Genomic DNA, 13,102 nt, shown 5'->3' with positions numbered 1-13,102 from the left:
GAAGGAGGCCTTTAGGGAGAGAGTATCGTGAATCGTCGTGGTTTTCTGTTCACCGGTCTGCTGGGTGGTGCCGCTATGCTGGCCAGTGCTGCGTGGTTGCGCCCTGAAGACAAAGGCAGGCCTTACACGGCCTATTTTCAAGCCCTGAACGCAGAGCTCAAAAGCACCGGGCCTATGCGGCCGGTTTTGCTGGTAGATCTCGATCGGCTTGATCACAACATTGATGTGGTGACTGCCTCTGTGCAACGCAGTGGCAAAGCCTTGCGTCTGGTTGAAAAATCACTGCCTTGCCGGGGCCTGTTGCAGTACATTGTTAGCCGCACAGGCACAGACAAACTGATGTCCTTCCACCAGCCTTTTTTGAACCAGACTGCCGAGTATTTCCCGAAAGCAGACATTTTGCTGGGTAAGCCGCTGCCAGCCCGCTCGGCTCAGGTGTTTTACCAACAGCATCAGGGGCAGGATGAGCCAACCGCGCGCATTCAATGGCTGATTGATTCTCCCGAGCGGTTGCAGGAATACCTACAAGTAGCGCAAGCGCGTAACAGCAAGTTCCGGATCAATATTGAGCTGGACGTAGGCCTGCATCGCGGTGGTGTGGCCGATAACAACACGTTGGATGCTCTGCTTGGCCTGATTGCAAGTAACTCGGAGCATTTAGAGTTCGCAGGCTTTATGGGTTATGACCCCTTTGTCGGCATGGAGTTGCCATCGGTTCTCGGTTCTCCAGAAGCACTCCTTAGCAAGGTAATGGCGCGCTATCAGGGCTTTGTCGATTTCACCCGAAAGCAATATCCGGCACTCTGGCTGGAAGGTCTTACACTCAATACTGCAGGTAGCCCCAGCTATCGACTGCACGAAACCGAAACCCTGAGCTCGGAGTTGGCGGTGGGCTCTGCCATGGTGATGCCCACGCACTTTGATTTGCCATCATTGAGTGATCACGTGCCTGCGGCATTTATTGCCAGCCCGGTTTTGAAATCCACGGGGCCGGTGAATATTCCGGCGCTGGACGGCAAATCAAAAATCTTCTCATGGTGGGATGTAAACCAGCGTGCCAGTTATTTTATATATGGTGGCAACTGGCTGGCCGATTTCGTCGCGCCAGAAGGCTTACAGAGCAACAGCCTGTATGGCAGGAGTTCCAATCAAGAGTTGGTTAACGCCTCACCCGGCGTGGGGCTGGAAGTGGGCGATCAGGTGTTTTTACGACCGCAGCAGAGCGAGTCGGTGTTGCTGCAGTTTGGCGATATATTGGCTATGCGGAAGGGCAAGATTGTGGAGCACTGGCCAGTGTATCAGGAAGGCTCCAGAGCATAGCTATCGAATAATAGAGTTGGCGGCCAGCGCCTGAAACACTGGCCGCCAACAATACTGCAGAGTTTGTACTACTCTGCTGCAGGCCTTTCAACCACTTTGCGTTTACCTTTGGCGCATCGAGACAGCGCCTTCAGGCCCTCTTCATCAAACGCATCTACCCGGATAACGTCATACAAAGCCGTTAGTGCTTCTTCAAGTTTTTCGCACTCATCGGCTTTCACAACGCCCTCGGCGCAAGCCCAGTCCACCAGTTCTTTACGCTGGTGGCCCATCAACAATGCGATACCGTCGAGGTCGTTTTCATCACGATTGCGAATAGCGTCGTGAAGGCGGCTGCGCATGTCGGCAGTTTCGTTTGCCAGTTTGTAGGCATTCAAAACCCGTCCCAGAGAATCCTCCGGGTCCATGGTGGTGTAGGCACCTCGGCTGATGCGCTGGCGTAGTGGGGTGTCCTTAACAATACTAGCGGCTACGCGGGTGCCCAGCTTGTCGTCTGGCCCGTTAAGGCCTGTGGCACCCAACGGGAACACCAGCAGGCGCAGCGGCCAGCGCAGAGCCGGTACCGGGAAGTTGATAATCGCTTCGCGCATGGAGTCTTGCAGGTCGCGCAGGCAGGTTTGCAGGCACCACTCCACCACCGGGAGTTGGTCATCCGGGTAGCCTTCTTCGTGCCACTGTTTGATAACTGCAGACGCGTAGTACAACTGCACGAGGCAGTCTGCCATTCGCCCAGAGAGGCGTTGCTTGGCTTTAAGGCCTCCGCCTACGGAGAGCAGAGTGACATCGGTCATCAACGCAAATGCGGCTGAAAAGCGCGCCAGCTGGCGGTAAGATGACTTGATATTGCCCTGTGCGGGAACCGATTCAAGCAAACCACCGGTAAGGCCTAGAACCAGAGCCCGCAGAGCATTCCGCGTGGTGTGGGCCAGGTGGCGGTAGAAGATACTGTCGAATTTTTTCGCGGCCTGATCTTCGTCTTCCATACCGGCGGCGGCAATTTCTTCAACGATAAACGGATGACAGCGAATGGCGCCCTGGCCAAACACCATCAGGCTGCGGGTCAGAATGTTTGCACCCTCCACCGTAATACCGATGGGCACCGCATTGTAGGCGCGGGCCATAAAGTTGCGGGGGCCGGTAATGACGCCACGGCCTGCGACTACGTCCATGGCGTGGTTGATTACTATGCGCATTAGATCGGTATTGCGGTACTTCAGAAGTGCCGAGGGCACGGCTGGCCGAACGCCTCGGTCTAGCATGCCGGAGGTGAGCAAGCGAGCTGCATCCATCATGTAGGTGTAGCCTGCGATAGGCTCCAGAGCTTCCTGAACACCCTCAAATTGACTGATGGAGCGACCGAACTGCTCGCGCGTATAGGCGTAGGAGCCGGTTGCCAGGCTGGCAACCTTACCGGCCCCGGTACCCAAAGCGGGCAGGGAAATGGAGCGGCCAATGGACAGGCACTCCAGCAGCATGGTCCAGCCTTTACCGAGCATTTCCTGACCACCGATAACCTGATCCATGGGGATAAACACCTCTGTGCCCCAGGTGGGCCCGTTCATGAATACGGTATTCATCGGCAGGTGGCGAGCGCCTGCGTGTACGCCTTCCGTATCACGGGGAACCAGAACGCAGGTTACGCCTATGTCGGCGTTCTCGCCCAGCAGGCTTTCGGGATCGTAAACCTTGATGGCTAGGCCAATCAGCGTAGCAACTGGAGCTAAGGTGATATAGCGCTTGTTCCAGGTGACTTTCAAGCCCAAGACTTCTTTGCCGTTCCATTGGCCTTTGCACACGATGCCTTTATCGGGAATGGCGCCCGCATCAGAGCCAGCAATCGGCGAGGTCAGGGCAAAGCAGGGGATTTCTTCACCGCCTGCCAAACGGGGCAGGTAGTGTTTTTTCTGCTCATCGGTGCCGTAGTGCATCAACAACTCACCCGGGCCGAGGGAGTTTGGAACCATAACGGTAACGGCCGCAGACACACTGCGGGTAGAAATCTTCATCACGATTTCCGAGTGGGCCGTGTTGGAGAATCCCATACCGCCGTCTTCTTTCGGAATCACCAAGCCGAAAAAGCCGTTTTCACGGATAAACTTCCAGGCTTTTTCCGGCAGGTCGTAGTGTTCGTGGGTGATTTTCCAGTCGTCCAGCATGGCGCAGAGTTTTTCTACCGGGCCATCGAGAAACGCCTGCTCTTCGCTTGTTAGGTGCGCAGGTCTGGCATCCAGTAGTTTGGACCACTCTGGCTTGCCGGAAAACAGTTCGCCGTCCCAGTCTACAGAGCCGGATTTCAGTGCTTCTTCTTCTGTGGAGGAGAGCTTCGGAAGGCGGCTGCGAACCCAGCCCAGCAGGGGGCGGCTAAATTTGTCGAGGCGCAACTCGCTTGGAATAACCAGAATCAGGGCCAAAGCTAAAAAAAGACCGCCAAACAGAACACTGGCAATGTGCCATTCATCCTGAAACACCCCAATCAGGGTTGCGATGGACATCACCACAGCGGCGGTGGTGCCGCCAATTCCCACATAAATCAGAATCAGGGCACTAATGAGCAGTAAAAGTACACTCATGGGTAGACCTCCGTATCGTGAATGAAATTAGAAAATTTCGGGGTTAAAGAACCTCTAAATAACCTTCGGTCAAAGTCGCTTTACTTGCAAGGACAATGCCGCAGCGCATAGATTGCCATTGCGTTAGCTTAGAGGCTCAAACCAACAATCAGCAGGGCCAAGGTGGCTAGAAGGATGGCCACATTGGTGCCCAGCAGTGTGTTGAGCGAATCCGGTTGGTTGAGTGCGCCCGGAAGCTTCCAAACCAGCCAAAGTGCAAAGGGTGCGGTTGCTAATGACAGTATAGACGGCAGTGGCAGCCAGCCGGTGACTATCCCCACTACCAAAACAGCATACCCCGAGAGGAACAATGCAGATACCAGACGGGCAGCGGCACGGGTGCCAAGGGTAATAACCAAGTGGCGACGGCCTATTTTGCGATCGGCCTCGGCATCGGGTATCTGATTGATAAGCAGCAGTTCGCTCACCAGCAAAAGGATGGTCACCGATACGGTGATGGCCGTGGCATCAAGCCTAGCCCCTAGTGCCACCAGAGTGCCTAAAATCATGACCGGCCCGAAACCCATTCCCGGGGCAAAAAGGCACAACAAAGGGGAGCGGGTAATCCAACGGGTGTAGGTAAGCACAAGTACAACACCGGCAGTGCCCAAAACCAACATGGGAAGCCCGCGCTGGCAGAGAAAATACAGGCCGATGAGGACAACCAAGGCCAGAGTGCCGAGGGCAGCTACCAACACGCGCTTTGCCGCGCCGGGAGTCTCCGGGAGTGCTCCGCTGCCACCGGAGAAGGGTGTGCGGGAGGTAATCAGGTCGAGCCCGGAGACAAAATCCTCATATTCGTTGAGCAGATTTACCGCCGCGTGGGCCAGCAGTGCGCCAACAAAGACCAGCAGTGTATCCAGCAATGCCGGTGGCGAACCCTGTTGCCAGGCCGCTGCAACGCCCAGCCCAACGCATAAAGGCGCAAGAATTAGAAAGTTAGGGCGGGAGGCGCGCAACACCGCAACAGTTTCAGACATTCGTTATTTCCTCAGATATAACCGGCAGCAAAAACCAACCCGAGCACAATCGGCATAACAATAAGGCTGCCAAGATTACTTATTAGTACGAGAGAAGCCACCTTATGGGGCTCTTGTTGGTATTGCTCTGCCACCATGTAATTGAGCACCGCAGGGGGCAGGGCGGCGAACACCCAAAGAGAAGCGATTTGCAGGCCGGGTAGATCAAGCAGTGCAATCATGGGCCACGCCAGCAGCAACCCACTGACCGGGCAGGCAATGGCGCCGAGCATACCCAGTTTCCAGTCGCTAAAGTCGATATCCAGCATGCGCACGCCCAGCGTAAACAGCATGAGTGGTATGCAGATTTCGCCGAGCATATTCAGGGAGTGTAACAGCCAACCGGGTAGAGCAATGCCGCCAATGTTCACCGCCAGCCCTGCGATACTGGCAAACACAATGGGCAGTCTCAGGCGCTGTAAAATGGACGTGTGTGGGTCTAGCATGTATAGCCCCACGGAGAAGTGCAGCAGCATTTCCACAATAAACAGCACAATCGCGGCTGGCAAAGCCGCTTCGCCGAAGGCCAGAACCAACAACGGAATACCCATGTTGCCGGAGTTGTTGAACATCATCGGCGGCAGAAAAGTTTTTAGATTCAGGTTGAGAGCCCGCGCCAGTGGGTATAGCACAATTCCCGAGCCTAGAACGACAACCGTTGCCGCAAGTGCAAGTCCGGCGTAGTCCTGTAGCGGTGCCTGCTGGTCGGCCAGCACTGCAAAAACCAACATGGGAACAAACAGTTCCATGTTCAGTACGTTCAGCCCCCGAATATCCGGGGTGCGAAACCGACCGTAAAGGGCGCCGCAACCAGCAATAAGAAATACCGGCAGCAAGGTAGAAAGAATCTGGCCAATCATTAAAAGCTCCAACGGGCGCGGGGTGATGGTGTGCAGATAAACGGTTAGGTTCGCAAGCATTTCGGTACTACCGCAAGCATTATTGCACTGAACTCGACCAAAGCAGAATGCGCCGGCTCAGAACAGGACACCTTGGTTGCGATGGTGGCGGTAGCCACTCACAATAAGCCGAACTATTTAATTGCTAACCGGTTGTGGAGTTCGCCAGTGACAGTCCCGTTTGATCAACCGCTTAATCGCGAGAACACCCGTTCGGTAAAATTTGATGCCCGCAAGGCCGTGTTTGGTCGTGAGGACGTGATACCGGCTTGGGTGGCAGACATGGATTTCCCTGTGCCAGCGGCCATAACCAAGGCGTTGTCGGAGCGCGCGGCGCACCCGGTTTACGGCTATACCCTATTCCCCGAAAGCGTGTACCAATCAATAGTGGATTGGTTTAGTGAGCGGCATAGCTGGAAAATTCAGCGCGAATGGATTTTGATGGCGCCCGGTGTTGTACCCTCTTTGCATGCGGCGTGCATGGCTTACGCTCGACCGGGCGAGGGTGTGATTGTTCAGCCACCGGTGTATCCGCCGTTTTTCAGTTCTGTGCGTTTAAGTGGCCGGGCTCTTATTGAAAACCCCTTGATACGCGATGAGCAAACCGGGCATTACCGGATGGATCTGGACCATTTGGAAATCTGCGCAGCGCGCGCCGATGCCCGTTTACTGATGCTGTGTTCACCCCATAACCCGGTTGGGCGAATTTGGTCAGAGCAGGAGTTGGAGGCAGTTCTGGACATTGCCCGCCGACATGATTTGATAGTGATTTCCGATGAAATTCACTGCGACCTAACCTTTGCCGACAAGCCTAGGCACCGGATGCTGGCAACGCTCGCTCGACCTGATGACGCACTTGTTACGGCCGTAGCCCCAAGCAAAAGCTTTAACATACCGGGGCTTGGGTTATCTGCGCTGGTCATTCCGGATAAGAATCGGCGTAATGCCATGAAGGCCGTATTCGACTCCATGCACTTGCCCCAGTGCAATCCGTTTAGCATTGCTGGGTTTGAGGCGGGTTACCGCCACGGTGGACCTTGGCTGAACGATTTGATGGCCTATTTGCAGAAAAACCGTGATTTTGTGCTGGCAACGGTCAATGCCCGTCTACCCGGTATTCAAGCCAGTTCACCTGAAGGTACTTATCTCATGTGGCTGGATTGTCGAAACTTGGGGCTGGATGATGCCGCGTTGAAACAGTTTTTTGTGCAAGATGCCGGAGTGGGCATGAACCCCGGCATCTCGTTCGGTGATCAAGGCAGTGGTTTTATGCGTCTCAATATTGGCTGTCCCAAAGCGGTGCTGGCCGAGGTGCTGCAACGCATCGAGAAGGCGTTACAGGATCGCAACGCTGCTAATTAACCACGGAACAGTGGTTTTTTATCTGCTCCCAGAAAGCCGGCTCGTTCATCCCCGGCATATCGCCTTTGGTGGTTTTAATGGCTTTCCACACCTTGCCCCCGTGGCTTGCCATCTCGCCTTCTTTGTAGGTTTTTGCATAAAGCCAATGCTCTGGCTGTTCGCATAGGCCCGTGGTGGTCTCTCCGGTGCTGCTCGTTGGCACGGAGGTTGGGCTTGGGGCTAGGTCTACATCCACAATCTCGTCAGGCATTTGTAGCTGTGGGGCCTCGTCACCCTGAGCGCTGGCAGCACTAGCAAAAGCCATGATAAGCAGTGCCAGCAAAGAGGAGGCCATTAGAGGGTGGCGAGATTTGAACGTTTGATGTTTGAGCATAGTAGGCTCCTTAGAAGGTATATCAGACCGTTCTAGCTAAAAACGATAGGATACTATTCTCCGGGGACTTTTGCCTCCGTGCCTATGTGATAGGCAGCAAAACCCGCCATGACCACCTGATCCACAGCCATGCCAATGATTCTGCCATCGCTACTGGAGTGGATAGGGTATTGGGCGTTGGTGATGGGATCTGCGATGTAGCCAAGAATCTGACCCTTGGAAACTTTGGCGCCCAATTTGACCTCACTGAACAGAATGCCGCCGTGGTTTGCTCTAACCCAAGCCGAGTTGTAGTAAACAGGCTGGGGATCGCCCCATACGAACATCCGCGAGATCATCACCTGTTTTTCCATCAAGCTGGTTAGGCTGTTTACACCGGCATCAATTTGGTGCTCTTGGATGCGATGAGACTCACCGGCCTCGAGGGTAACGGCGCGAATGCCAGCATTCACAGCTGCAGTGCGAAGCATCCCGGGTGATCCGGTACTGTGCACCACAGCCATGCGATCAAACCCCCGGGTAAATTCTGCGACGGTGGGATTGTTCATGTCGGCGCGAAGCTGCGGCAGGTTGGTTCGCTTCAGTGAACCTGTGTGGATATCCACCAGCATGTCGCAGTGTCGGATGATGTTCTCGAAAAGCGAGTGGGCGATGCGATCTGCCAAGCTGCCATTCGGGCGGCCGGGGAAGTGCCGGTTTAAATCGCGGCGGTCTGGCAGGTAACGGCTACCCTGCTGGAATCCCGGCAGGTTTACTATGGGAATGCCCACCACGCTGCCACTCAGTTTTTCCGGATCAAGATCGTACATAGTCTGGCGGATGATTTCGATGCCGTTAAGCTCATCACCATGAATGGTGCCTGTCAGGCACAGGGTAGGGCCTGCATTAACGCCGTTAACCACCAGCACGGGTGTGGGCTGGGACAAGCCTGCAATCTGAATATTGGATGACCAAGCCAAGCGTGTGGATGTGCCGGGCAACACCTCGCTACCGAGCAGAACCAAATTATTGGCGGGTTGCGGTTCGCTCTTTTCCGGCTCGGGTGTTTGCTTTGCAGGCGTCTCGGTTGCTGGAGCGGCTGTATCGTTTTCCGGCGTTTCGTCTACTACCTGCGCATCGCTATCCGAGTTGTCCTCACTAGCCGGATCCTTGGGCGGCTCGGGAGACGGAGCGGGCGCGACCTCCTTGAGGTCAATATTGGGCGCTACCTTTTTTGCTTTGGGCTTAGGTTTGGGCTTTGCCTTTTTGACAGGAGGGTTGTCCTCGGTATGGGCCTCTTGCAGAGGCTCTGAACGCTCTACATCTTCAACGTTTTCGTCTTCAGCCAGCTGGGCCAATAGCGCATCCTGAGAGGGCTGTGCCTTGCTTTTGCTGTTATTACCGGAGGGCTCCGCCAACGTCATTGAAGGCAATACCAGCAGGAGTGTGCTCAAGGTGATTGAAAGGGCGGTCAGCGCTTGCGGCCTGTAAAACAGCATGATTCCTCACAGGTTAATTACGAGGGCCCAAGGATAAAGGCCAGCCGGTGGTCATGGATATGGCAATAACAAAGGTTTAATGCCATCTTCATGATGTAGCCACCAATAATGCGGCTATGGATAGTATGGTTGTGGAGTGTATTCGAACCTTACCCGTTATATCCGACACAAGGAGTTATCTGTATGGACTTTTTGCGAATTATTATTGCCATTCTGTTACCGCCGCTGGGCGTGTTCCTGCAAGTGGGCCTTGGTAAACACTTTTGGATCAACATCTTGCTGACTATTTTGGGCTACATTCCCGGTATAGTGCACGCGGTGTACATAATCGCTAAAAAGTAGCCATTGTTGCCGCTGGCAGATGCGTGGGGCATTTGCCAGTGGGCATGGCTTAGGTGGTTGGTGTTGCACGCCAGACACCGTCTGTGTGCAAGGCTCGGCCATCGGCCTCTAGCTTCAGCAGGTGCGCCAAAGCGGAGCGGGCAGCAAGTCCGTGAATGGCGGTGGGCACATCGCCGTAAGCCTTGCTGGTGAGGTCTTTTAGATTTACGGGTGAAAGCTTGTCGAGCGCACGTGCAATCTTGTGTTCTCTGGCCAATCGGTGGGTGATTAGGTAATCGATGATGGCTTCCGGTTGGCCCATCAAAAAGCCGTGCGCCGGAGCAATGAAGCGGATCGGCTCTGCCAGTAGATCATAGAGTGATTCTAGGTAAGCTTTCATGTCGCCGTCGGGTGGGTTTATAACCACCGTTGAACCCTGCATGATGTGATCCCCTGAAAACAAAAGCTCTTGGTCCCTTAACAGAAAACATAGGTGGTTAGAGGCATGCCCCGGCGTGTGCAGTGCTTTGAGTGAGCCCGCATCGGTTTCGATAATATCGCCATGTTCAGGCTGTTCATCCGGGGCGAATGCCTGATCTTGCGAGGCGCCTTCTGGGGCCTTCCGGCCATACACTCGGCATCCGGTTCTTTCTTTTAAGGCCCGGGTACCGGGGGAGTGGTCTAAATGCGTGTGGGTAACCACCACTGCATCAATTTTGCCACCCGTTATCTCCAGAATCTGCTCAATGTGACCGGTATGGTCTGGGCCCGGATCCAGCACGGTGAAGCGCTCGTGGCCCAGAATATAGGTATTGGTACCCGGGCCGGTCATCATGCCGGGGTTGGGTGCCGTAAGGCGGATCACGCCCGCGGCAACCTCAATAGGCTCACCCGAAACAATCTCTGCTTTTGTGGTGCCTTCGCCTTCTGGGTCTAGCTTAACGGCCTCATCGTAGGCGGGCGAATCCGGCTCCAAAAACACCGGCTTGCCACGACGAATCGCTGGCCAAGGGTCGCTAGGGTAGGACTCTGGCGGATTGGCCCAGGCGTAGCGCATCAGGGTTTCCACAGAATCGAAATCGCGCAGAACCCGCAGCGTTCTGATGGTGGGTAATGTCATCAAGCGCTTGCCAGCCCGGTGTTCCTCCAGTGCCTGCGCCGGGCTGAGCCATACGTGATCTATGGTTTCCTCGCCATCATGGCTCACAAGCTGGCTCTCGGGTGCTTCTGTAACGAAGAACCGAGTATCAAAGCGCCGGGGAGGGCCGGGCGGGGTAACCCAGTGGCTGAGATAGGCCAGCCTATCGAGTGGGATGGTCAGCTTATGGCGTTGGCAAAGGTCCGCGAGCGAGAGCTCGCCTTTGAACACCGCCGTGCGATCGGCATGAACCGCATGATCTCCGGTTATTGTGTGCCTATCCGCATCCACCGCCAGCAGCACGCCAGCCTCTTCAAAACATTCCCGAACGGCAGCCAGCATGTAATCCGCTCCGCCTTCGCTCAGGCTCATGGTGTGGCTGATCTCAGTATCTTCTGGCCCCATCGCGTGTTCGCGCCCGTGGGCTTCTTTCTGGTCGACCGCCCCACCGGGGAAAACGTAGTAGCCGGGTAGAAAAACGGCGTCCCAAGTGCGTTGCAGCAGCAGTATCTCAATGCCACCGGGAGTGTCTCTCACCAGTGCCAGAGTGGCCGCAGGGCGAATATCCGTAGAGCTCTTATTGTTCAAAACCGTAACCTCCGCTTGCCTTTACATCCAACGCAGTTACCAAACCTAATGCACAAAGACTGGGTTTAGCGCTAAAAGACCTACAACGAAGATAACCGATTTTTGCGGCAAGATCTTGAGGTGAACACGGCCGTGCTAAAGAGTATCATCCACTGCCGCACCCAAAATTTTGCTACACAGGTATCTGAAGTGGCCCGAATTAAACTCTCCTTCCCCGATGACGTTTTCTGTTTCGAAACCCTTATGCAGGTTCGTACAACAGACATTAACGGCGCCAACCATCTGGGTAACGACGCTCTGGTTTCGATGCTCTCGGAAGCACGCGCCCAGTTTTTGATTGGTTATGACATCCCTGAAAGCGATAGCGGCGGCAAGGGCATTATTGTGACCGACTTAGCCACCATGTATCAGTCGGAGTCTTTTTTTCCGGAGATGCTGCGCTTTGAAGTGGGGGTGATGGACTTCAATAAGTACGGCGGAGACTTTGTGTTCCGTGTAACCAAGTTGGAGAGCGGCCAGCCTGTTGCTTTGGCAAAGTATGGGTTTGTGTTTTTTGACTACCTACAAAAGAAGGTGGTGCCCATGCCGGAGAGCTTTCGGTCACGCTTTGCCTGATTCGTTTCTGCTTTTGCGGAGGCGCTTCATGCCGGTCCGGTAGAAGCTGTACGCCATAATGCCGGCAAACAGGTTACCCACCAATGCACCACTCATCAGCCCATAAATGCCGTTGAGTTGGCTACCCAGCCACAGCAGCGGTAGGAAGCACAGAAACAGCCGCAGGGATGAAACCAGCAATGCCCGCAAGGCAAGGCCAAGGGCATTGCACACAGACACCATCAGCATGCACACGCCAAGGCCGCTGTAGCTGAGCGGCACGCGCACCAGATAGGCCCCCAGAATATCCTGCACCTGTTGATCGCTGCTGAATAGATCAGAGACTAGACCAGAGGCGATTAGCCAAAGTAGGCCAATGGCCAGTTGCCATCCCACCACAAAACGCACTGCAATCCGCACCAGTTTGCGGATTTGCTCTATTTCACCAGCTCCCAACATGCGGCCGATCATGGGTGGCATGGACATGGTGAGTGCGAGTACCACTACAATGGAGAAAAACTCCAAACGTGTTCCCAGCCCCCAGGCGGCAACGGCAGCCGAGCCGAAGCCTGCGACCATGGCGGTTGCCAGCATGGCAGAGACGGGGGGCATGAGTTGGCTCACCATGGCGGGGGCCATGATGCTGTTGAGTTGTTTCAGTGCGCTTCCCAAGGCGAGTTCGCGAAGGTCAAAGCGCGCCCAGCCACGTTTGAGCAGTTTGCGGTATATGAATAGGCAGCCGATTCCAAAGGAAGTCACTGTGGCCCAGGCGGCACCGGGTAGGCCCCAACCAAAAATGAAAATATACAATGGGTCCAGAGCGATGTTGGCGAGGCTGGTGGCGACCATCATGTAGCCGGGCAGTTTGGTGTCGCCATGGGAGCGGCAAATGCTGTAACCGAAGTATAAAAATGCGCCGATCCAGGCTGAGAATAGCCAGGGCACCCAGTAGCTGCGCACCATTGGGAGCAGGGTGTCGTCTGCGCCGAGTGCGGTCATGATGGGGGTTTGGAAAAGCCATAAGATAATGCAGAGCACAAATACCAGTGCACTGCCAACGGTGATGACCAGCCCGCCTAGGCGAAACGCCCTGAGTTCGTCGCCTAATCCGAGTGTGCGTGAAATGATGGCGGTGGTGGCAATACCCAGCCCTACCTGTAGCCCTATGATGAGTTGGTGCATGGGCAGTGTGAAGCCCAGAGCAGCCAGCGGGTCTCGGCCAAGCTGCCCAATAAAGGCGCTGTCTGCGAGCTGGAATGTCATGAGTGAGAGCGCGCCAAACAGCATGGGCCAAGTCATGTTGTAGAGCTGGCGGGGGAGGCTGGCGGTTTGGGTGGTGTTGCTCACGGGTATGGGGTGGTGCCTTGGTGTTGGATTGGGATTGGGAGTCTAACAGGTTTG

The 13,102-nt window shown here is 55.1% G+C and carries 11 protein-coding genes; 4 read left to right on the top strand and 7 right to left on the bottom strand.

Annotated features, from left to right (window positions below):
• Nucleotides 1-27 precede the first annotated feature (27 nt).
• Nucleotides 28-1,320: a DSD1 family PLP-dependent enzyme gene (locus FE845_RS06775; protein ID WP_200362653.1), complete on the top strand. Its 1,293-nt coding sequence runs from the start codon at nucleotides 28-30 to the stop codon at nucleotides 1,318-1,320.
• A gap of 68 nt (nucleotides 1,321-1,388) precedes the next feature.
• Here the strand turns inward: FE845_RS06775 and FE845_RS06770 are convergent, their stop codons facing one another.
• The 3 genes from FE845_RS06770 to FE845_RS06760 form a co-directional block, all read right to left on the bottom strand.
• Complete coding sequence (locus FE845_RS06770) at nucleotides 1,389-3,890, bottom strand: acyl-CoA dehydrogenase (RefSeq protein ID WP_200362650.1); 2,502 nt, start codon at nucleotides 3,888-3,890, stop codon at nucleotides 1,389-1,391.
• Nucleotides 3,891-4,018: 128 nt separating this feature from the next.
• Nucleotides 4,019-4,909 carry a prenyltransferase gene (locus FE845_RS06765; RefSeq protein WP_200362648.1) on the bottom strand — a complete coding sequence of 297 codons (891 nt, stop codon included), beginning with the start codon at nucleotides 4,907-4,909 and terminating at the stop codon, nucleotides 4,019-4,021.
• A gap of 11 nt (nucleotides 4,910-4,920) precedes the next feature.
• The gene (locus FE845_RS06760; protein WP_227714121.1) at nucleotides 4,921-5,868 is read right to left on the bottom strand and encodes an AEC family transporter; all 948 of its coding nucleotides are present in this window, start codon (nucleotides 5,866-5,868) and stop codon (nucleotides 4,921-4,923) included.
• A gap of 147 nt (nucleotides 5,869-6,015) precedes the next feature.
• Here FE845_RS06760 and FE845_RS06755 point away from each other — a divergent pair, with 147 nt between their 5' ends.
• Complete coding sequence (locus FE845_RS06755) at nucleotides 6,016-7,209, top strand: PatB family C-S lyase (RefSeq protein WP_320159670.1); 1,194 nt, start codon at nucleotides 6,016-6,018, stop codon at nucleotides 7,207-7,209.
• Here FE845_RS06755 and FE845_RS06750 read toward each other — a convergent pair.
• Entirely contained in the window at nucleotides 7,202-7,582 is a 381-nt protein-coding gene (locus tag FE845_RS06750; RefSeq protein WP_200362644.1) for a hypothetical protein, read from the bottom strand. The genes FE845_RS06755 and FE845_RS06750 overlap by 8 nt on opposite strands.
• 53 nt (nucleotides 7,583-7,635) lie before the next feature.
• Nucleotides 7,636-9,060 (bottom strand): succinylglutamate desuccinylase/aspartoacylase family protein, encoded by a 1,425-nt coding sequence (locus FE845_RS06745; protein ID WP_227714120.1) that lies wholly within the window; start codon nucleotides 9,058-9,060, stop codon nucleotides 7,636-7,638.
• A 183-nt stretch (nucleotides 9,061-9,243) separates the two neighbouring features.
• Here FE845_RS06745 and FE845_RS06740 point away from each other — a divergent pair, with 183 nt between their 5' ends.
• The gene (locus tag FE845_RS06740) at nucleotides 9,244-9,402 is read left to right on the top strand and encodes a YqaE/Pmp3 family membrane protein (protein WP_200362641.1); all 159 of its coding nucleotides are present in this window, start codon (nucleotides 9,244-9,246) and stop codon (nucleotides 9,400-9,402) included.
• A gap of 49 nt (nucleotides 9,403-9,451) precedes the next feature.
• On the opposite strand, the gene FE845_RS06735 is transcribed toward FE845_RS06740, so the two are convergent.
• Entirely contained in the window at nucleotides 9,452-11,107 is a 1,656-nt protein-coding gene (locus FE845_RS06735) for an MBL fold metallo-hydrolase (protein WP_200362638.1), read from the bottom strand.
• Between the two features lie 189 nt (nucleotides 11,108-11,296).
• Between FE845_RS06735 and FE845_RS06730 the strand changes: the two genes are divergently transcribed.
• Nucleotides 11,297-11,722: a thioesterase family protein gene (locus tag FE845_RS06730; protein WP_200362636.1), complete on the top strand. Its 426-nt coding sequence runs from the start codon at nucleotides 11,297-11,299 to the stop codon at nucleotides 11,720-11,722.
• On the opposite strand, the gene FE845_RS06725 is transcribed toward FE845_RS06730, so the two are convergent.
• A complete protein-coding gene (locus FE845_RS06725) occupies nucleotides 11,708-13,000 on the bottom strand; it encodes an MATE family efflux transporter (protein ID WP_200362869.1) in 1,293 nt (430 codons plus the stop codon). The genes FE845_RS06730 and FE845_RS06725 overlap by 15 nt on opposite strands.
• Nucleotides 13,001-13,102: the final 102 nt, after the last annotated feature.

Source organism: Marinobacter sp. 1-4A (genome assembly GCF_016597725.1).
Lineage (GTDB): Bacteria > Pseudomonadota > Gammaproteobacteria > Pseudomonadales > Oleiphilaceae > Marinobacter.
The sequence above is the reverse complement of the archived record's forward strand: the minus strand, read 5'-3'. Positions and strand labels throughout refer to the sequence as shown.